We start from the raw sequence: 20216 nt of genomic DNA on the forward strand, positions 1-20216 counted from the left end.
GGTGGCGGGCTGGCCGCAGGGCGGGATCGGGCGGGCCGCGGGCGGGTCGGTGTCGGGCGGGCCGCAGGGCGGGATCGGACGGGCCGCGGGCGGGGCGGGCGACCGGGGAGACCGGGGAGGTGGGTGATGGTGGGTGGGGTCAGCGGGTTTCGCCGACGACGCGGCGGGCGCGGCTGACCTCGTCGGTGAAGACCAGTACGCGGATGCGCCCGTCGGGTGCGGTGGCCAGGGTGGCGCGGATGCCGACGGTGTTCAGGTGCTCGCGGATGAGCGTCGCGTCGGCGAGCGTACGGACCACGGCGGCGCTTGCGAGCAGGCCGTAGTCGTCCAGGGCGGGGCTCGGCGCGACCGGGGCGGCTGTCTCGGTGTCGCGCTGCAGACCGCGGTGCAGAACCACGGCGAGGACCGCGATCGCGACCATGGCGACCATCGGGCCGGCGAGATAGGCACTAGCAGGCATGATCCCAGTCTGCACCTGGTAGCCGGGGTCGCGAGGCCGTTCGCGGCCTCCTGAGCGGTCGTTTAGGCTCGACGCGTCCGGCCGCGCCTACACCGGCCGCCGGACGACACCGGATCTTGTTCCCCAGTGGGAGGCAGTGCAATGGCAGGGAAGCTCGCGGTCATCGGTGCGGGACTCATGGGAGCCGGCATCGCCCAGGTGGCGGCGCAGGCCGGCTGGCAGGTCACGCTGCGCGATCTCGACGACGCCGCGACCGGGCGGGGCCTGGACGGCATCCGTACCTCGCTGGGCCGGTTCGCCACCAAGGGCACCATCACCGAACAGGACGCCCAGGACGCGCTGGCCCGGATCACCACGACGACCGACCTCGACGCCGCGGGCGAGGCCGACATCGTGATCGAGGCGGTCTTCGAGAAGTTGGAGATCAAGCAGGAGGTGTTCCGGATGCTGGACCGCATCTGCAAGCCGGACGCGGTGCTCGGCACCAACACCTCCGCCATCCCGATCACCCAGATCGCCGCGGCGACGTCGCGGCCCGAGATGGTCGTGGGTACGCACTTCTTCTCGCCGGTGCCGATGATGAAGCTGTGCGAGCTGGTCCGGGGGCACCGGACGAGCGACGAGACGCTCGCCGCCGCGCGGGCGTTCGCCGAGGGCATCGGCAAGACCTGCATCGTGGTCAACCGGGACATCGCGGGCTTCGTCACCACGCGACTGATCGCGGCGCTGGTCGTGGAGGCGGTCAAGCTGGTCGAGTCGGGCGTGTGTACGCCGGAGGACCTGGACACAGCGTGCAAGCTGGGCTTCGGTCACGCGATGGGCCCACTGGCCACCACCGACCTGACCGGCGTCGACATCCTTGCCCACGCGGCCCGCAACATCTACACCGACACGGCCGACCCCAAGTTCTTCCCGCCCGAGCTGCTCCAGCGCATGGTCACCGCCGGCGAACTCGGCCGCAAGTCCGGCAAGGGCTTCTACACGTACTGACCGATCCAGCCCCGCCCCGCGCGGCTCCGTCGCGTCCGGGCTCGTCCGCCATAGACGCTGGCCTATCACGTCGACTATTTGTAGATCAAACTCGATGTAATAGGCCAGCGTCTATGTAAAAAGCGAGGTCGGGTGGGCGCTCAGGTGGTGGACAGGGCGCGGCCGAGGAAGTCGAAGGCCGCCGGGGTGATCGAGTTCCAGTAGGTGCGGGTGTGTGCGCCGTCGGCGTAGGCGGTCGTCGCGCCTGGGATCGTGGGCGCGAGCGCCTGCACCTCGCCGTAGAAGCCGTCCTGCTTGCCGCACCACAGCGCCACGGGCGTGCCCGCCAGCGCCGCCGCGTCGGCGAAGACGCGGTCGCCGGGCGCGACGGCGGGCGAGAACGCGGCCACGGCACGGTACGCGCGGGGGTGTGACTCGGCCAGGCGCAGGACTCCGTAGCCGCCCATCGACCAGCCCCACAGGGCCAGCCGAGTCGTGTCGAAGCCCCGCTCGGCGCACCAGGCGGGCAGCTCCTCGTACGCCATCCGCTGCGGGTCGTCTGCTCCTGAGGGTTCCCAGCGCAGCCGCCCGCCGGTCGCCCCGGCCAGCACGAACGGCGGCACGCCGCGCTGGGCGGCGTCGCTGAGGAAGCGGCCGAAGCCGAAACCGGGGTAGCCGGCGGCGGTCGCCGACGCGCCGTGCAGCACCAGGCAGACGGGCAGGCCGCGGCCGTCGCCGTGACCGGCGGGGACCGCGGTGTAGAAGTCGACGGTCGCGCCGCGGGCGGCCGAGCGCCGCTGCTCCAGCCGCTCGTCGCCGAGCGGAACGTCCGGGACCAGCGCGGCGGCGGTCTCGGCGTCGTCGGGGCGGTTGCCGCGCCAGGCCAGGACGCCGCCGAGCGCCGCCGCGCCGAGGGTCACCCCCGCCGCGACCCGCAGCATCCGGCGGCGCTCCATCAGCCCTCCCGCTTGGTCGTCCAGCGGAATCCGACCAGGCACAGGACCAGTCCGCCGACGCACCAGGCGGCCAGCACGAGGGCGACCCGGCCCAGCTCGTACGACCCGGCGACCTCCTGGGCGGCGAACGACTCGGGCAGGAAGACGCTGCGCAGTCCCTGGCACATCCACTTGAGCGGGAACAGCGCCGCGAACTGCTGCATCCAGTGCGGCAGGTCGTTGTACTCGAAGAACACGCCCGACGTGAACTGCAGGATCAGCGCGATCGGGGTGACCACGGCCGGTCCGGCGCGGCCGGTCTTCGCGACGCCGGAGAAGGCGATGCCGCACAGCGTGCAGGCGATCAGGCCGAGCACGCTGACCCACGCGAAGGTGAACCACTTCTGCCCGGTGTCGGGCAGCTGGAGGTCGTAGAAGGCGACGGCGACGGCCAGCAGCATCACGACGGAGACGAAGGCCAGCGCCGCCACGCACAGGATCTTGCCGGCGAAGAAGACCCACTTCGGCATCGGCGTGCCCCGGTAGCGCTTGAGCACGCCCCGGTCCCGCTCGATGGGGATGGTGATGGCCAGGTTCTGGAACCCGGTGGCCATGATGCCGGAAGCGATCATGCCGGTGACGAAGTACTGCGACAGGGTCACCGCCGGGATCTCACCGGGCGGGGTGATGACCACGCTGCCGAAGATCGACCCGAAGATCAGCATCAGCATCACGGGGAACAGCAGCGTGAAGACCAGGGACTCCCGGGTACGCACGAACTGCTTGAACTCGATCCCGCCCTGCGCCAGGGCCAGGCTCAACCCGCTCGCCTGCCGGACGGCAGGTCGCGCGGTTTCCTTCTCGGTAGTCGTCGCGCTCACGCCGGCTCCTGCCCGTTCTCGCCGATCATCTTCAGGTAGACGTCCTCCAGCGTGGGCCGGGTGACGGTCAGCTCGGGCACCTCACCGCCGAACGAGGCGGCCAGGCGCTGCACCACCTCGGTGGGCCGGTCGGTCTCCTCGGTGCGCTGCCCGCCGCCCTCGCGCCAGCTCACCGTGGCCGTGGCCAGGTGCCGCCCGCCCAGCTCGGCGGGGGTCGACACGGCGATCATGGTGCCGCGGGCGATCACGCCGACCCGGTCCGCGAGCGCCTCGGCCTCGTCCAGGTAGTGCGTGGTCAGCAGGATCGTGGTGCCGGTGTGCGAGAGCTGGCGGATCAGCTCCCAGAACTCGCGGCGCGCGGCCGGGTCGAAGCCCGTCGTCGGCTCGTCGAGGAACAGCACCTCGGGCTGGTTGACGATGCCCAGCGCCACGTCGAGGCGGCGTTTCTGGCCACCGGACAGGGTGTGCGTACGCGAGTTCGCCTTCTCGCTCAGCCCGACCCGCTCGATGACCTCGTCGGGGTCGGCCGGGTTCGGGTAGAAGCGGGCGAAGTGGCGTACCACCTCGTGCACTTTGAGCTCGTCGAACTCGCCCGTGCCCTGCAGCACGATGCCGACCCGGCGACGCCAGTCGCGGTCGGCCCTGGCCGGGTCGACGCCGAGCACGGAGACCGTGCCGGCATCCCGGGCGCGGAAGCCCTCCAGGATCTCCACCGTCGTGGTCTTGCCCGCCCCGTTGGGGCCCAGCAGCGCGAACACCTCGCCGGGTGGCACGGCCAGGTCCACGCCCGCGACGGCGACGTTGTCCGCATAGGACTTGCGCAGCCCGGAAACGCTGATCGCCAGCTCTTCGTGAGTCACACCCGGCACGATACGTCAGCGCCCCATCGAGGTCCGCCCCTGCTCGGCCGGGGGCGAGCGACGCCACGTCCCCCTATGAGATTCTTCACCGGCACAAGTTACTGAACGTTCACTTAGCATCGGCGTATGGAGCCTCGTCTCGCTGATCGTGACCGTCCCTGGGTCATGCGCACCTACGCCGGTCACTCGAACGCGGCGGCCACCAACGCGCTGTTCCGGCGCAACCTGGCCAAGGGCCAGACCGGGCTGTCGGTCGCCTTCGACCTGCCCACGCAGACCGGCTACGACCCCGACCACGAGCTCGCCGCCGGTGAGGTCGGCCGGGTCGGCGTGCCGGTGGCGCACCTGGGCGACGCGCGGACCCTGTTCGACGGCATCGACCTCGCCGCCGCGAACACCAGCATGACCATCAACGCCACCGCGATGTGGCTGCTCGCGCTGTACGTCACCGTCGCGAAGGAGCAGGGCGCCGACCCCGCCGCGCTGGCCGGGACGACGCAGAACGACATCATCAAGGAGTACCTGTCGCGGGGGACGTACATCTTCCCGCCCGGCCCGTCGCTGCGGCTGACCACCGACGTCGTCGCGTGGACCGTCGCGAACGCGCCCGCCTGGAACCCGGTCAACATCTGCTCGTACCACCTCCAGGAGGCGGGCGCGACGCCCGTGCAGGAGGTCGGCTTCGCGCTGGCCACCGCGGTCGCGGTGCTCGACCGGGTGCGCGACGGCGGCCAGGTCGCGCCCGAGCGCATGGGCGACGTGGTGCAGCGCGTGTCGTTCTTCGTCAACTCCGGTGTGCGCTTCGTCGAGGAGATGGCGAAGATGCGCGCGTTCAACCGGCTCTGGGACGAGATCACCCGCGACCGGTACGGCGTCACCGACCCCCGGCAGCGGCGGCTGCGCTACGGCGTACAGGTCAACTCGCTGGGCCTGACCGAGTCGCAGCCGGAGAACAACGTCGCCCGGATCGTGCTGGAGATGCTCGGCGTCACCATGTCCCGCGACGCCCGCGCCCGCGCCGTGCAGCTGCCCGCCTGGAACGAGGCGCTGGGCCTGCCCCGCCCCTGGGACCAGCAGTGGTCCCTGCGCCTCCAGCAGGTCCTGGCGTACGAGTCCGACCTGCTGGAATACCCCGACCTGTTCGCCGGGTCGCACGTCGTCGAAGGGCTGGTCGACGAGATCGCCGACGGGGCCCGCAGGCAGCTCGCCGAAGTGCTCGACCTCGGCGGCGCGGTCGTCGCGGTGGAGAGCGGGCACCTCAAGAGCGCGCTGGTCGCCTCGCTGGCCCGGCGGCGCGGCCGGGTCGAGTCCGACGAGGACGTGGTGGTCGGGGTCAACCGGTTCGTGGAGACCGAGGCCTCGCCGCTGACCGCCGCGGGCGCGCAGGCCATCGAGCAGGTCGACCCGGCCGCGGAGAAGGCCGCGATCGACGCCGTCCAGCGCTGGCGTGCCGAGCGTGACGCGTCGGCCGCCGCCGCGGCGCTGGACCGGCTGCGGGCCGAGGCCGCCGGATCGGGCAACCTGATGCCCGCGACGCTGGACTGCGTACGCGCCGGGGTGACCACGGGCGAGTGGGCCGGTGTGCTGCGCGAGGTGTTCGGGGAGTACCGCGCGCCGACCGGCCTGAGCAGCGGCGTCTCGGGCGGCGCGGACGGAACGCTGGTCCGGGTGCGCGAGCGGGTGCAGGCCACGGCCCGCGAACTCGGCCGCCCGGCGCTGCGGCTGCTCGTCGGCAAGCCCGGTCTCGACGGGCACTCCAACGGCGCGGAGCAGATCGCCGTACGCGCCCGCGACGCCGGGTTCGAGGTCGTCTACCAGGGCATCCGGCTGACGCCCGCGCAGATCGTGGCGGCGGCCGTGCAGGAGGACGTCGACCTGGTCGGCTTGTCCGTGCTGTCCGGCTCACACCTCAACGCGGTCCCCGCGGTGCTGGCCGGGCTGCGCGCGGCCGGGCTGCCCGACCTGCCGGTCGTGGTCGGCGGCATCATCCCCGACGACGACGCCGAGGTCCTCCGCGAGGCGGGCGTCGCCCGCGTCTTCACCCCGAAGGACTTCGCCCTCACCGACATCATGTCCGACCTGGTCACCGTCATCCGCAACCGCCACGACCTCCCCTGACCCACGCCGCCCCGTGGCCGGGGCCGCAGCCGCCCGATGATCGCCGACCACAGGGCGGGGTGGCGGTCAGGCCAGGGTCAGGGCGGTGGTGGCGAGCATGCCGGCCAGGATGGTCAGGGCGATGGCACCGGCGTCCAGGCGGGCGCCGAACCAGCGGTCGGCCAGGTCGTCGGCGGGGAGCAGGCCGGACAGCGGTGCGCCGAGCAGGACCAGCCAGCCTGCGAGCAGCCCGACCGGGCCCTGGGCCTGGAGGAAGGCCGCGAGCAGGGTGACCACCGCGGCGCAGGCCGCGCCCAGGGCGAACAGCAGCGGCAGGATCAGCGGGGGCAGCTTCTCGCCGCCCCGGCGGGCCCGGTCGATGCGGGCGGCGGCGGTCTCCAGCAGCGCGATCGGGTCGGTGTTCGCGGCGGCGGGCTGCTCGGGCAGCGGCAGCGGGGGCGGCACGGGCCCCAGGCGGCGGCCACGGCGGCCGCGTACCTCCTTCAGTTCGTCCCACAGCGCGCCCGCCGCGAGGTCGGTCTGCGCGACGAGGCGCTGCGCGTGCGCCATCCGGGCGCTCGCCGCGACCACGGCGTCGTCGGCCGCGGCGAGGTCGTGCTCGATGGTGGCGATGCCGTCCGCGTGGGACTGCACGGCCGCGGTCAGCGCCGACTCGTGCCGCCGGGACGCGGCGACCAGATCGGCGATCATCGCGCGGTAGCGGACCGTCGGGGGAGAGGTCACGGGGCCACCTCGTACGGGATGATGATCTGCGCCCGCTGGTGTACCGCGCGGTCGAAGTGCAGGGCGCGGTTGAGCCTCGGATACCAGGCCGGGCCGCCGGGCTGCGGATACAGGGCAGACAGCTCCGGCCCGTGTACGTCCAGGGCCACCCACGCCCCGATCGCGTCGAAGCGGGCCCCGGGGCCGCCCAGATCGTCGCGCAGCCGGGCGACGGTCCGCCACCACCCGAGCAGGTGGGTACGCCGTTCCGGGCCCCGCGTCAGCACGGTGCGCAGCAGTTCGTGGCCGCTGGGCAGGCCCGGTCCGGGCTTGGCGGCCAGGCGGGCGGCCACGGCGTCCAGGGCGAACGCGAACACGTAGTGGGGGGACGCCGTGGCGTCGTCGTGCCCCTCGCCGGTGCTCCCGGCCAGTTCGGCCAGCAGACCGGTCACGCCGTCGGCGTCGTACCAGTCGCAGCGGTGGCGGGCGTCGAGCACCGCGTGCAGCGACTTGGCGGCGGTGGTCGCGTCGGAGTCCAGGCACAGCACGCTGAACCGGGCCGAGCCTGCCGTGTGCTGGCTGCCCAGGGCGTGCCCGGCGGCCAGCAGCACCGCGCAGGCCTCGTCGGCGCGGGTGCCGAGCACGGCGAGGTTGCGGCCGGGGGCGCGGTTGAGACGCAGCGTGGCCGGGCGGCCCGTCACGTCGATGGTCTCGCCGAGCAGCGCCACCGCGCCGATCGCGGCGGGCAGCTCCGGCGCGGGCGGGGGCGGCAGCAGCGGGAACAGCGGACGGGAGTCGCCGTCGAACAGCCGCGGCGGCTCTGCCCCCTCGGGCCGTGCCGCCCACAGCTGCTCCTGCAGCCCGAGCCAGGTCGCGCGGTCGCCCGCGTCGGGCAGGCGCACGATGGTGTTGGCCGAGGGCACACCCGAGTCGGCGTTGACCACGGCGTGGCAGCGCGGGATCAGCTCGGCGGCCAGGTTCACGTCGGACAGGATGCGCCGCGCCTTGGGCAGCGCGATGCGCAGCGTGAACTGCGAGACCAGGCCCGAGCGGCCCCACAGCGCCTCGATGCCGGACACGTCCTGGCTGGCCAGTACGAGATGGATGCCCTGGGAGCGGCCCCGGCGGGCCAGGTCCTCCAGCAGGTCGACGGCCTCGCTGGTCACCGCGTCGCGGGCGCCCAGCAGCACCTGGAACTCGTCGATGACGGCCACGATGCGCGGCCAGTCCCCGGCCGGGTCCTCGGCCCGCAGCTCGGCGAGCTTGGTCGCCTCGTGCTGCTTGGCGGCGGCGGCCCGGCGCTTGAGCTCCTCGGCCAGGTGCCGCAGCAGCGCCAGGCCGAACTCCCGGTCGCTGTTGACGTTGACGCCGACCAGCCGCACCTGCGGCAGCCAGCTCGGATCGCGGGTGCCGGGGGCGAAGCGCGCGAAGGACACGCCCTCCTTGAAGTCCAGCAGGTACAGCGACAGCTCGCCGGGGGAGTAGCGGGTGGCCAGCGCGGCCAGCCAGCAGTAGATCAGGTTCGTCTTGCCCGAGCCGGACGGGCCGCCGATCAGCGCGTGCGGCGGGTCGTCGCCGAGCACCAGTTCCACCAGCCGCCCGTCGGTGCCCTCGCCGATGGGCGCGCGCAGCGCCTCGGCCGAGGACTGCTGCCAGATCTCGTCGGGCAGCAGCGCCGCGAACGGCACCGGCGGCGGCCCGGCGGTGGCCTGCTCGGCCAGCGCGCGGCAGACGCCGGTGACCAGGGCCGCGCCGGGCGGGGCGTCCAGGCGCACCGGGATCTCGCCGGTCAGGCTGGTCCGGGCGGTGCCGCCCGCGCGCAGCGCGATCGTCTCGACGTCGGCGTCGGGGGCGAGGCCGAAACCCCGGCTGATCAGGTGTACGCCGGCCGCGACCCCGGTCCGGGCGACCCGGTCGAGCTGGGCGCGCTCCGCCTTGGACAGGTCCGTGCCGTTGGGGTCGGCCAGCAGCACCGCCACCCGCCACGGCTCCGGGCGGCGGCCGGTCTCGGCGGCCAGTTCGGCCACGCTCAGGTAGACCCCGCCGAGCACGTTCTCGTTGATGCGCCGGATCTGCTCGGCGAGGTCGTCGAGCAGCGGGGCGAGCCCGCCCGGCCCGAGGTAGGAGATCAGCCCGGCCGGGGCCAGCGGGGCGAGCCCGGCCAGTGCGCCGCCGAGACGGCCCGGGTCGTACACGCTGATCCGCAGCGAACCCGGCGGCACCGACGCCAGCGCGCGCAGCAGCATCGCCCCGATCAGGGCGTCCACCGCCGCCGTGCCGTCGCCGGACACGCTCAGGTGCGCGGTGTCCAGCAGCGGCACCAGGGCCGGGACGGGTGCGTCCGGGGCGGGCTCCTGCACCAGCCAGCCGATGCGCAGCAGCCCCGGGGTCAGCCCGGCCTGCGGCTCCGGCCGCATACCGGGTCGCCATGACGCCCACGGGCTGCCCGCGGTGCCCGGCGCCGCCGCCTCGGCGAGCGTGAGCAGGCCCCGGCCCAGTTTCACGGTCTCCCGCTCGCGGCGGGCCCGCGCCTCGGCCAGCGCGGTGTCCCGCGTGGACAGCAGTTCGTCGCGCCGGACCGGTGCCGAGCGCCGTACGGCGTCGAGCTGCGCGAGTGCGGCGGTCCGGGCGGCCACGGTGGCGGCCAGCGAGGCGCGGGCGGCGTGCCGGGCCGCGGCCAGTTCCCTGCGTACCGCCGCGACGATGCCTCGGCTGGTCGGCGCAGTCGCGGCGTCCTGCTCAGCCACCGCTGCGGCGGCGTGCCGTGGGCTGGCGGCCCAGCTCGTCTACGGCGGAGCGGCGGCGGCCGCTGTCGGTGATGCGCAGCGCGGCCCGGTGGGCCTCGGCCCGCTGGGTGGCCCGCTGCTGCGCGGCACCGGCGACGGCACGTTCGGCGTCGATGATCTCGTTCAGTTCGTCGGCGGCCCGGCCGTTGGCCCGCAGCAGCGCGGCGACCAGCAGCGCGGCGGCGGTGGCGGCGTCCACCGGGTGGGTGGGCGCGCGGTCGGGGGTGCGCTGGGGCGCGACGTGGCAGACCCGCGCCACGATCTCCGCGGTCGCGTCGGCGGGCAGCTGCGGCAGCAGCTCCGCGGGCAGCGGCAGGGCTGCCCGGCGCACCCGGGCCAGGTCCTCCAGCCGGGGCGGGTAGCCGACGAGGTCGGTGGCGAGGTGGCGCAGCAGCGGTGGGGCGATCGCGGCCAGGCCCAGCCCGACGGCGGGTCCCGCCGCGGTCAGGTGCCGGTGCAGCCGCCTGCGGTCGCCGTCGTGGGCCGCCTGTACGCAGCGGCGCAGCAGCTCCGCGCTGGACTGTGCGGCGTCGGCCCGGTCCCCGGTGAGCGTGGAGGCGGAGAAGGACTCGCCGGTCAGCGCGGCGATGCGCTCGCCCCACCAGTCGGCCAGCCGGCAGTCGCCGGAGCCGGTGGCCTCGCCGCGCGGGGCCTGCGCGGGCACGGCGGTCTGCCAGCCCTCGTCGTGGCGGGCGTGGGCGTCGGCGGGCATGCCCAGTGCCAGCGCGTACTCGTCGAGCCGGTCCTGGGCGACGCGCAGCGCGGCGGCGGCGTGGTCCAGGCGCTCGACGGCGCGGCTCAGGTCGGGCACGCTGATCGGGGTCGCGCTGTGGTGCAGCACCCAGGCCAGCAGGCCGGTGGCGCTGCGCAGGCGCTCGGCGGCGGCGGAGACCTGCGGCAGGGGCAGCTCCTCGCGGGCGACGCGCAGCTGGTCGGCGAGATCTTGCACAAGGCTCATCGGAGGCTCACAGCGTCGCGACGTACGACTCGGCCTGCTCCACCGCGTGCAGCGTCGCGGTGAGGCACTCCTCGAGTTCGGCGGCGGCCTGGGCGAGCGCCGCCTGCGCCGAGGTCACGGCCTCGTGCCCGGACCCCTCGACGGCGGTGGCGAGGCTGAGCTGGGCCTCGCCGAGCCGGTCGTTGGCGGAGCGGACCGCGTCCTGGCCTTCCTGCACGTGCAGCATGGCGGCATCGATGGCGGCTTTGACCTCGGCGACGCTGGCCACGAGACCTCCACGGGGGATCGGGATGGATTTCCTCCGCGAGAGTATGACGTTTTGGACCCTTTACAGCCGTTTCGCCACGCCTGTAGGCCGTTGTGCATTTTCCGACAGCGCACGCTGCTCGCGCCGCCGCCGACGCCTGCGCGAAACGGTCAACATCCACCAGAAAAACACGAAGACAAAGATGATCACCAGGAACGGCATGACGATCGCCACCACGGCCAGGCCGATGCTCGCACCGTCCTCCACGGTCGACACGACCGGAGCCGCCACGCCGAACGAAGCCGCGTTCATCACCGGCCGGGCGGCCGCCTTGGTGCCGTGCACGGTGAGCGCGATGAGCAGGCCGATGGCGATCGGTATCCACAGCTTCTGCGTCCACAGGGCCGACGGGTCGGTGACCGTGACCGTCTCGGAGCCCGAACCCGCCGCGAAGGCCATGCCGCCGGCCGTCGGCCGGACCACGGTCTGCACCACGTCGTTGACGCTGTCCACCACCGGCACCTTGTCGGCGACGAACTCGATCGCCAGCAGCACCGCCAGGATCATCAGCACCCAGCCGTTGCCGAGCCAGGACCAGGCCGACGGCAGATTGATCAGATTCGTGTACCGGTCGAGCAGGCCGATCACCATCAGCGGGATGTACGCATTGAGCCCCGCCGCGGTGGCCAGTCCCGTACCAGTGAGAAGTTCGAGCACGATCCCAGCATGCCCCGCACGCGCAACCGATGCGAACGCTGCGGCTTATTCGCGTCCCTTAGGCTGTTTCGGTGCGTCTCGTCATCGCCCGGTGCACCGTCGACTATGTCGGACGGCTGTCATCCCATCTCCCCTCCGCCAAACGCCTGCTCATCGTGAAGGCGGACGGTTCGGTCTCGATCCACGCCGACGACCGGGCATACAAGCCGCTCAACTGGATGAGCCCACCCTGCAAGCTGGTCGAGGAGCCCGGCGTGTGGCGCGTGGTCAACAAGGCCGGTGAGGAACTGCGCATCGCCCTCGAAGAGGTCTTCGAGGACACCTCGCACGTCTTCGGCCCCGACCCCGGCCTGCAGAAGGACGGCGTCGAAGCCCACCTCCAGGAGTTGCTGGCAGCCGCCCCGCACACCTTCGGCGAGGGCTACACCCTGGTCCGCCGCGAGTACATGACCGCCATCGGCCCGGTGGACCTGCTCTGCCGCGACGCCGCCAAGGCCCACGTCGCGGTGGAGATCAAGCGCCGTGGCGAGATCGACGGCGTCGAGCAGCTCACCCGCTACCTCGAACTGCTCAACCGGGATCCGCTGCTGGCCCCGGTCGCGGGCATCTTCGCCGCCCAGGAGATCAAGCCGCAGGCGCGCGTGCTCGCCGAGGACCGTGGCATCCGCTGCGTCGTCGTCGACTACGACCGCCTGCGCGGCACCAAGAAGGACGAACTCACCCTCTTCTGAACATGGTCGTCCGACTTGCCAGGCAGGTGGGCGAAAGTGCGGTCATGATTCGCACAGGTGCCCGGCAAGTCGGACGATCATCAGCGTGGACGGCGGGTCAGCGGTCGCGGCCGTGGAGGAGTCTGGTCACGGCCAGAGCTATGCGGACGGCCGCGGGCGTGCGGTCGAAGGTGAGCAGGGCGGGCAGGCTTGGCAGGCGGCGGCGCGCGATGGCCTTGGCGCGGGTGAACTCGCGCAGGCCGTCCGCGCCGTGGATACGGCCGAAGCCCGACGCGCCGACCCCGCCGAACGGCAGCGTGGGCAGCACCGCGAACGAGAACGCCGAGTTCACGGCGGTCATGCCGGTACGCAGCCGCCGCGCGATGGCCATGCCGTGGCGCTTGGAGAACACCGCCGAGCCCAGCCCGTACGCGGAGTCGTTGGCCAGCGTGATCGCCTCCTCGACCGAGGCGACCTTGGTGACCGTGATGGTCGGCCCGAACGTCTCCTCGCGCACGGCGGCGGACGACTCCGGCACGTCGACGAGGATCGTCGGCTTGACGTACGCGCCCTGCACCGAGTCCGGGCCGCCGAGCAGGGCGCGGCCGCCGCTGCTCAGGGCGTCGCCGATGTGCCGGGCGATGATGTCGCGCTGGCCGGGCATGGTGATCGGGCCGACCTGCTCGCCGACCGTCAGCTTCTCGGTACGCGCGACCAGCTTGGCGACGAACGCGTCGTACACCCGCTCGTGCACGTACGCCCGCTCGATGCCGACGCAGGCCTGCCCGGCGTTGAAGTTGGCGCCCCAGGCCGTGGCCTCGGCGGCCGCGTCGAGGTCGGCGTCGTCGGCCACGATCAGCGCGTCCTTGCCGCCGCACTCGATGAGCACCGGGGTCAGCGTCTCGGCGCAGGCGGCCATCACCTTGCGGCCGGTCGCCGCGGAGCCGGTGAAGGCGAGCTTGTCCACGCCCGAGCGGCACAGCGCCGCGCCGGTCTCACCGGTGCCGTGCACGATCTGCAGCACAGGGTGCTCCGGCACTACCTCGTTGAACGCGTCCACGTAGAACTGGCCGACCGCGGGGGTGTACTCGCTGGGCTTGAACACCACGGCGTTGCCCGCCGCCAGCCCGTACGCGATGGAGCCGAACGGGGTGAAGATCGGGAAGTTCCACGGGCCGAGCACGCCGATGACGCCGAACGGCTGGTACTCCAGGTGCGCGGCGTACTCGGACTGCATCAACGAGCCGCCGACTCGGCGCGGGCCGAGCACCTTGCGGGCGTGCTTGGCGGCCCAGGCGGCGTGGTCGACCGAGACGACGATCTCCAGCAGCGCCTCGTCGACCGGCTTGCCGCCCTCGCGGTGCATCAGCTCGGCCAGTTCCTGCATGCGGGTGACCAGCAGGCTGCGCCAGGCCAGCAGCCGCCGGCGGCGCTCGCGCCAGCCCAGCCCGGCCCACCACGCGGCGGCCGCGCGGGCGCGCTCGACGGCGGCGGCCACGTCCGCGGCGGTCGCGACGGGCAGGCGGGCCACCACGTCACCGGTGGCGGGATTCGTCGAGATCAGCTCGCCGGCCTCGACGACACTCGCGCCGGGCGGCAGGGATGAGGTGGTGGTCACGCGCGCAGTCTAGGCCTACCCGTCAGTAATCCGAAAGATCCTCACGCATGGAGGTGCTCCTCGATCAGCCTTGCCGCGACCGCGGCCGGGTCGGGCAGCTCGTCGTTCTCGAACAGGTCGAGGAAGCGCTGCTGTCCGGCGAACCGGGCCGCCCGGATCGTCTCCTGCATGCCGGTGTCCATCACGCCCGGGTTGAGGACCTCCACCCGGATCCGGGCATCGTCGGCGCACTGCTCGGCCAGGTGCCTGAAGAACTCCTCCGCCCCGCGCTTGGTCGCCGAGTACGCCGACCAGCCGTCGATGATGCCGTGCGCCGCGTTCGAGGAGACGAACATGATCACGGCGCGGGCCGTCGCGGGCAGGGCGGCCAGCAGCGAGTTGGTCAGCAGCATCGGGGCCGTCAGGTTCACCGCGACCGCGTTGGCGACCTCGTCGGGATCGAGGTCGCCGATCGGCCCGATCGGCGCGACCACCGCCGCGTTGTGGATCAGCACCACCTCGTCGGCGTCGGCGATCAGCTCGCCCAGCTCCGCGGCGTGCGGCAGGGTCGACGGCTCGGCCAGCTCGCAGTGGCGCAGGATCAGCCGCTTGCCGGCGGCGATGCGCTGCGCGTCGGTGAAGCTGCGGCCCAGTGCCAGCACCGTGGTGCCCTCGTCGGTCTCGAACTGGTTCAGCAGGGCCTCACCCAGCCCGCGGGACACGCCTGTGATCACGACATAACGCACTTTCACAGGCTAGTGCGTCGGCCCGCCGCCACCTACGCGACCGGCGGCCCGGGCCACGGATGCCCGGACCGCCGGATGGATCACTCGTACTCGGTGCCGCCCCGGCGGGTCAGGTAGGCGGGGGAGACCAGCTTGCCGATGGCCCGGCCACCGGTCACCGGGCTGTAGCGCTCGGGGGCCGCGCGCACGACCAGGCCCTCGCGCAGGTTCGCGCCCGTACCGGACACCGTCTCGACCCCGTCGGCCAGCGCGGTCAGCGCCCCCTCGTCGTACGCGCCCCGGTACAGCACCGGCACCAGCGGCACCCCGTGCTCCGCGGCGAGCGGCGCGTACTCGTCCAGCGTCAGCCAGCGCACGCCCTCGCCGTCGTCCACGCACACGTCGAACACCGCGTAGCCGGGACGCACCCCGGCGTTGGCGCCGTACGGCAGGTCCTGCACTCCCCTGCCGTACACCTCGCCGAACACGCCCACCCGTGCCGTGTCGAACGCTCCGGCGACCGCCGTGGCGAACGCGGGCAGCCCGTAGGCACGGATCGCCCGCCAGTACAGGTTGCCGTCGGCCTCCTTGATCGCCAGGCGCTGCTTGCCGAAGCCCTTCGAGGACGCGTACACCTCGCCGGTGGCCGCGACCAGCGTCATCAGCGTCGCCGAGCCGTGGATCTTCTCCGTGGCGATCACCGGCTCGCCGGCCGTGAACAGGTCGGGGAAGCGGCGGATGTTCTCCACCTCCAGCCAGGGCAGCAGGTCGGCCGCAGGCACCATGTCCCCGGCCAGGTGCACCGGCACCGGCGGCGTCCACTTGACGACGCCGAGCAGTTCCGCGAAGTCCGTGCCCGCCGCGGCGGCCCCTGCCAGGTCGACGTCGGCCAGCGCCTTGGGCAGGCAGACGATGCCCTGGGACAGCTCGCCGCGCAGGCGTACCGCGGTGATGCGGTCCTTGCTCGCCCCTGACAGCCGTCCGGTGAGGCCGAGTTCGGCGATCAGCGGCTCCGGCAGCACGGAGCCCTCGGGCAGGTACACGGCGTGGTCCCCGGTCCGGAACGCGCCCTTGGCGACCACCGCGCGCAGCCGTCCGACCTCCGCGAGTTCGAGCGCGTCGGCGTTGGGATGCGGGTGGATCACCAGCCGTTCAACGATGACCTTGAGTGTCGACATGCGAATGATCCTCACCGCCCCGCCTGTCCCCGGCAACCGCATTCCTGCCGGCGCGCACGGCACGGTGCGTGGCCGAAGCCGCCGTTCCCGACGGGTGCGCGCCGCGGATTGTGTGGGCGGACCCCACTGCCGGGGCGGGTGCGGTGTGGCAGCATCCCGCGCACGGCGTGGGAGGGAGCGGCAATGGGCGACCAGGTGGCGTATCGGATGGACAGCGTGCCCGTGCGCGGCGGCGAGCTGCGGGTGGGTGTGTGGGGCGAGGACGGGCCGGTGCTCGTCGCGGTGCACGGGATCACCTCGTCGCATCTGGCCTGGACGCTGATCGGGCCCGAGCTCGGCCGCGACCACCGGGTGGTGGCGGTGGACCTGCGCGGGCGCGGCGGCAGCCGCGACCTGCCCGGCCCGTACGGCATGGCCGAGCACGCCGCCGACATCGCCGCGGTCGTCCGGGCGTACGCCGACGGTCCGGTGGCCCTGATCGGCCACTCGATGGGCGGCTTCGTGGCCGCCGAGACCGCGCGCCGCTTCCCGGACCTGGTCGAACGGCTCATCCTGGTCGACGGCGGAGCCCCGCTGCCGCTGCCGCCGGGCGTCGACGCGGCAGCGGGCCCGGCCGCCCTCGAAGAGGCGATCGCCACGACCGTGGGAGCCGTCTTCGCCAGGCTGTCGATGACCTTCCCGGACCGGGAGAGCTACCTGGCGCTGTGGCGGCAGCACCCGTCCTTCGACCCGTGGCCGGACGGGGCCGACGCGTATCTCGACTACGACCTGGTCGGCGAGCAGCCGCTGTTGCGGGCCGCCTGCCGTATGGAGGCCGCGGTCCGCGACGGCCAGGACCTGTACGCGCTGCCGGGCGCCACGCCCGCGCCGCTGCCGAGGCCTGCGGTGTTCCTGCGGGCCCCGCGCGGCATGTTCGACGACCCGGACGCCCCGCTCTACACCCCGGGCCGGGCGGGCGAGTGGCTGCCGGGCGTGACGGAGCACGACGTGCCGGATGTGAACCACTACACGATCACCCTGGGCCGCGAGGGTGCGTCGGCCGTGGCCGCCGCCGTCCGAACAGGCGACCCCGCCCCCCGTTGACCTGCGACGCAGGCAAGCCGAGGCGGCGGCCCCGCGCGGCGGGCGTTGACAAGGGCACCTTCCACAACGCGGAGCGTTGTGGAAGGTGCCCTTCCTTCGCCTTGTTCGCGAGTGGCTATGTTCACTTTCGGCACACGATGTGGGAACGCGGGGCCCGTGGGAGACTCCCGAGTAGCCTTAGCGATCGTTTGGGAGATGGGATGGGCACTGTGGCTCGCGAGATCAACACGGTGGGCGTGGTCGGCCTCGGCACCATGGGCGCCGGCATCGTCGAGGTATTCGCGCGCAACGGCCTGGACGTCGTGGCCGTCGAGATCAGCGAGGGCGCGCTGGAACGGGGCCGGGCCAACCTCAGCGGCTCGACCGACCGCGCGGTGGCCAAGGGCAAGCTGTCGGCGCAGGACCGCGACGCGCTGCACGCCCGGGTCGACTTCCAGGTCGGGCTGGCCGCGCTGCACAGCGTCGACTTCGTGATCGAGGCCGTGCCCGAGCACCTGGACCTCAAGCAGGCGATCTTCGCCGAGCTGGACAAGGTCTGCCCGCCACACGCCATCCTGGCCACCAACACCAGCTCGCTGTCGGTCACCGAGATCTCGGTGGCCACCCACCGGCCCCACCAGGTCATCGGCGTGCACTTCTTCAACCCCGCGCCGGTCATGAAGCTGGTCGAGATCATCCGTACCGTGGTGACCGCGCCGGAGGTCGTCGCCGACGTGGAGGCGCTGTGCGCCCGCCTCGGCAAGACCGACGTGACCATCAGTGACCGGGCCGGGTTCATCGCCAACGCCCTGCTGTTCGGCTACCTGAACCACGCCGTGACGATGTTCGAGAACCACTACGCCACCCGCGAGGACATCGACGTGGCCATGAAGCAGGGCTGCGGCCTGCCGATGGGCCCGCTCGCGCTGATGGACCTGATCGGCCTGGACACGGCGTACGAGATCCTCGACACGATGTACCGCCGCGGCGGCCGCGACCGGCGGCACGCCCCGGCTCCGCTGCTCAAGCAGATGGTCACCGCGGGCCTGCTCGGCCGCAAGACCGGGCGCGGCTTCTACACGTACACCAAGCAGGGTTCGCCGGTCGTCGTCGCCGACGAGCTGACCCCGGCCACGGGCGCGCACGAGGCCGCCGCGCGGCCGATCGGCACGGTCGGCATCGTCGGCTCGGGCACCATGGCCACCGGCATCATCGAGGTCTTCGCCAAGGCGGGGTACGAGGTGCTGAGCGTGACCCGTGGCGCGGAGAAGTCCGCGAAGGTCTGCGAGAGCGTCAAGGTCTCGCTGAACAAGGCCGTGGTGCGCGGCAAGCTCACCGAGGCCGAGCGCGACGCGGCCATCGGCCGGATCACCTGGTCCACCAATCTGGACCACCTGGCCGACGTGGACATGGTCGTCGAGGCCGTCGTCGAGGAGCTGACCGTCAAGAAGGCACTGTTCGCGAGCCTCGACGAGATCTGCAAGCCGGGCACCGTACTGGCCACGACCACCTCCAGCCTGCCGGTCGTCGAGTGCGCCATGGCCACCCACCGCCCCGCGGACGTGGTCGGCCTGCACTTCTTCAACCCCGCCCAGGTCATGCCGCTGATCGAGGTCGTCGCGACCATCCGTACCAGCGCCGCGACCCTGGCCACGGCCGACGCGGTCGTCTCCAGCCTCGGCAAGACCGCCGTCGACTGCGCCGACCGCGCGGGCTTCATCGTCAACGCGCTGCTGTTCCCGTACCTGAACGACGCGGTGAAGATGCTGGAGGCCAGCTACGCCACCGCCGACGACATCGACGCCGCCATGAAGCTCGGCTGCGGCTACCCCATGGGCCCGTTCGAACTCCTCGACGTCGTCGGCCTCGACGTCTCCCTCGCCATCCAGCGCGAGCTCTACCTCGAACTCCGCGAACCCGGCTTCTCCCCGGCCCCCCTCCTGGAACACCTGGTCACCGCCGGCTACCTCGGCCGCAAAACCGGCCGCGGCTTCCGCGACCACACCCACCGCTGATCCGGCATCTTGCGCGGGTTGTCGGGAGACACGCCCTAATCGGGCATATGCCCAACAGTCCGCGCAAGATCGTTGAGATACGGCGCACGCCGCCGTATCTTGGGGACATGAGTCCGCGTCGTAACAACAAGAAGGATCGCCCGGAGCGCGATCTTGACGAAGCCATGTCGCGACGCGGGGTGGAGTACGTCCATGACGATCCCGACGGGGAGTTCACCGTCCGGCATCTGAGTGGTGAGCGGTCCGACAAGACCTACAAGTGCCCCGGGTGCCACCAGGAGATCCGGCCGGGCGTGCCGCACGTGGTCGCGTGGCCGTCGCAGGGCTGGGGTGACGCGGGCGACCGCAGGCACTGGCACAGCAGCTGCTGGGGGAGTCGTCACCAGCGCAAACCCAACGTCGAACGGTCCCGCAACGCGCCCCGTTACGGCTGACGGCCCCGGTGTGATCACCGTGACGTCCGGGGGTGTGGCGGGCCGCCGCGCGGGCAGACTGTAGGCGTGACCGCGATCCGTGCCAACTCGATCCTGCCCGCCCGGCGCCAGGACATCGAACTGCATACCGCCGACGGGTTGAAGCTGGTCGGGGAGCTGGCGCTGCCCGCCGACCGCGACCCGGTCGCCACCCTGATCTGCCTGCACCCGCTGCCGACACACGGCGGCATGATGGACAGCCACGTCTACCGCAAGGCCGCCTGGCGGCTGCCCGCGCTGGCCGGGATCGCCGTGCTGCGCTTCAACACCCGCGGCACCTCCAGCGTGCGCGGCACCAGCGAGGGCGCCTTCGACCACGCCGTGGGGGAGCGCTTCGACGTCGCCGCCGCCATCGAGTACGCCGAGTTCCACGAGCTGCCGAACCGCTGGCTGGTCGGCTGGTCCTTCGGCACCGACCTGGCCCTCAGGTACGGCTGCGACCCGGCGGTCTCCGGCGCGATCCTGCTGTCCCCGCCGCTGCGCTTCAGCAAGCCCGAAGACCTGGCCGTGTGGGCCGAGTCCGGCCGCCCGGTGACGGCGCTGGTGCCCGAGCACGACGACTACCTGCGCCCCGCCGAGGCTGCCGAGCGTTTCGCCGCCATCCCGCACGCCGAGGTCGTGGGCGTGCCCGGCGCGAAGCACCTGTGGGTCGGCGACGCCGAGACGGTGCTGGACGAGATCGTCCGCCGCGTCGCCCCCGCGGTCGAGGTGCCACTCCCCAAAGACTGGCCAGGCCCCATGGAGTACGGCGACGCCAGCGCGTACGCCGACCGCACCGTAGCCGCCTTCGCCGACAAACCCCGCTGACCCGCACCGCACCGCA

Annotated in this window: 19 protein-coding genes; 7 read left to right on the forward strand and 12 right to left on the reverse strand. The window is 72.8% G+C overall.

The window, feature by feature from the left end:
- Positions 1-139 precede the first annotated feature (139 nt).
- Positions 140-460 (reverse strand): hypothetical protein, encoded by a 321-nt coding sequence (locus HAV40_RS21330; protein WP_166383945.1) that lies wholly within the window; start codon positions 458-460, stop codon positions 140-142.
- 141 nt (positions 461-601) lie between these two features.
- Here HAV40_RS21330 and HAV40_RS21335 point away from each other — a divergent pair, with 141 nt between their 5' ends.
- A complete protein-coding gene (locus tag HAV40_RS21335) occupies positions 602-1450 on the forward strand; it encodes a 3-hydroxyacyl-CoA dehydrogenase family protein (RefSeq protein WP_166383947.1) in 849 nt (282 codons plus the stop codon).
- A gap of 140 nt (positions 1451-1590) precedes the next feature.
- On the opposite strand, the gene HAV40_RS21340 is transcribed toward HAV40_RS21335, so the two are convergent.
- Genes HAV40_RS21340 through HAV40_RS21350 form a run of 3 tightly spaced genes read right to left on the reverse strand, consistent with a single transcriptional unit; the run spans position 1591 to position 4105 of the window.
- Positions 1591-2385, reverse strand: a complete 795-nt coding sequence (locus HAV40_RS21340) for an alpha/beta hydrolase-fold protein (protein WP_166383949.1) — start codon at positions 2383-2385, stop codon at positions 1591-1593.
- Positions 2385-3245 carry an ABC transporter permease gene (locus HAV40_RS21345; RefSeq protein WP_239086450.1) on the reverse strand — a complete coding sequence of 287 codons (861 nt, stop codon included), beginning with the start codon at positions 3243-3245 and terminating at the stop codon, positions 2385-2387. The genes HAV40_RS21340 and HAV40_RS21345 overlap by 1 nt, the downstream gene beginning before the upstream one ends.
- Positions 3242-4105, reverse strand: a complete 864-nt coding sequence (locus HAV40_RS21350) for an ABC transporter ATP-binding protein (RefSeq protein ID WP_166383951.1) — start codon at positions 4103-4105, stop codon at positions 3242-3244. Before HAV40_RS21350 ends, HAV40_RS21345 begins: the two co-directional genes overlap by 4 nt.
- A 126-nt stretch (positions 4106-4231) precedes the next feature.
- Here HAV40_RS21350 and HAV40_RS21355 point away from each other — a divergent pair, with 126 nt between their 5' ends.
- The gene (locus HAV40_RS21355) at positions 4232-6223 is read left to right on the forward strand and encodes a protein meaA (RefSeq protein ID WP_166383953.1); all 1992 of its coding nucleotides are present in this window, start codon (positions 4232-4234) and stop codon (positions 6221-6223) included.
- A gap of 66 nt (positions 6224-6289) precedes the next feature.
- Here HAV40_RS21355 and HAV40_RS21360 read toward each other — a convergent pair whose 3' ends face one another.
- The 5 genes from HAV40_RS21360 to HAV40_RS21380 are packed head-to-tail and all read right to left on the reverse strand — an operon-like array spanning position 6290 to position 11633.
- Positions 6290-6946, reverse strand: a complete 657-nt coding sequence (locus tag HAV40_RS21360) for a hypothetical protein (protein ID WP_166383955.1) — start codon at positions 6944-6946, stop codon at positions 6290-6292.
- The gene (locus tag HAV40_RS21365; RefSeq protein WP_239086449.1) at positions 6943-9672 is read right to left on the reverse strand and encodes an FtsK/SpoIIIE domain-containing protein; all 2730 of its coding nucleotides are present in this window, start codon (positions 9670-9672) and stop codon (positions 6943-6945) included. The genes HAV40_RS21360 and HAV40_RS21365 overlap by 4 nt, the downstream gene beginning before the upstream one ends.
- Positions 9665-10669: a hypothetical protein gene (locus tag HAV40_RS21370; protein WP_166383957.1), complete on the reverse strand. Its 1005-nt coding sequence runs from the start codon at positions 10667-10669 to the stop codon at positions 9665-9667. The genes HAV40_RS21365 and HAV40_RS21370 overlap by 8 nt, the downstream gene beginning before the upstream one ends.
- Before the next feature lie 7 nt (positions 10670-10676).
- Complete coding sequence (locus HAV40_RS21375; RefSeq protein ID WP_166383959.1) at positions 10677-10937, reverse strand: hypothetical protein; 261 nt, start codon at positions 10935-10937, stop codon at positions 10677-10679.
- 60 nt (positions 10938-10997) lie between these two features.
- Entirely contained in the window at positions 10998-11633 is a 636-nt protein-coding gene (locus HAV40_RS21380) for a DUF4126 domain-containing protein (protein WP_166383961.1), read from the reverse strand.
- 71 nt (positions 11634-11704) lie between these two features.
- Between HAV40_RS21380 and nucS the strand changes: the two genes are divergently transcribed.
- Entirely contained in the window at positions 11705-12364 is a 660-nt protein-coding gene (gene nucS / locus HAV40_RS21385; RefSeq protein WP_155371955.1) for an endonuclease NucS, read from the forward strand.
- A 97-nt stretch (positions 12365-12461) separates the two neighbouring features.
- On the opposite strand, the gene HAV40_RS21390 is transcribed toward nucS, so the two are convergent.
- From HAV40_RS21390 to HAV40_RS21400, 3 genes are all read right to left on the reverse strand, one after another.
- Positions 12462-13961, reverse strand: coding sequence for an aldehyde dehydrogenase family protein (locus tag HAV40_RS21390; protein WP_166383963.1), 1500 nt, complete (start codon positions 13959-13961; stop codon positions 12462-12464).
- Positions 13962-14002: 41 nt separating this feature from the next.
- Positions 14003-14686, reverse strand: coding sequence for an SDR family NAD(P)-dependent oxidoreductase (locus HAV40_RS21395; protein ID WP_166383964.1), 684 nt, complete (start codon positions 14684-14686; stop codon positions 14003-14005).
- An 80-nt stretch (positions 14687-14766) separates the two neighbouring features.
- On the reverse strand, positions 14767-15843 hold the full coding sequence (locus tag HAV40_RS21400) for an RNA ligase (ATP) (protein ID WP_166383965.1): 1077 nt from the start codon (positions 15841-15843) through the stop codon (positions 14767-14769).
- A gap of 183 nt (positions 15844-16026) precedes the next feature.
- Here HAV40_RS21400 and HAV40_RS21405 point away from each other — a divergent pair, with 183 nt between their 5' ends.
- The 4 genes from HAV40_RS21405 to HAV40_RS21420 all read left to right on the forward strand — a co-directional run bounded on the left by HAV40_RS21405 (position 16027) and on the right by HAV40_RS21420 (position 20200).
- Positions 16027-16926 carry an alpha/beta fold hydrolase gene (locus HAV40_RS21405; protein WP_166383967.1) on the forward strand — a complete coding sequence of 300 codons (900 nt, stop codon included), beginning with the start codon at positions 16027-16029 and terminating at the stop codon, positions 16924-16926.
- Positions 16927-17126: 200 nt separating this feature from the next.
- Positions 17127-18920 (forward strand): 3-hydroxyacyl-CoA dehydrogenase family protein, encoded by a 1794-nt coding sequence (locus HAV40_RS21410; RefSeq protein ID WP_409364978.1) that lies wholly within the window; start codon positions 17127-17129, stop codon positions 18918-18920.
- Positions 18921-19027: 107 nt separating this feature from the next.
- On the forward strand, positions 19028-19354 hold the full coding sequence (locus tag HAV40_RS21415) for a hypothetical protein (protein WP_373313424.1): 327 nt from the start codon (positions 19028-19030) through the stop codon (positions 19352-19354).
- A gap of 66 nt (positions 19355-19420) precedes the next feature.
- Positions 19421-20200, forward strand: coding sequence for an alpha/beta hydrolase (locus HAV40_RS21420; protein ID WP_166383969.1), 780 nt, complete (start codon positions 19421-19423; stop codon positions 20198-20200).
- Positions 20201-20216 lie beyond the last annotated feature (16 nt).

This window comes from Catellatospora methionotrophica, assembly GCF_011297335.1.
Lineage (GTDB): Bacteria > Actinomycetota > Actinomycetes > Mycobacteriales > Micromonosporaceae > Catellatospora > Catellatospora methionotrophica.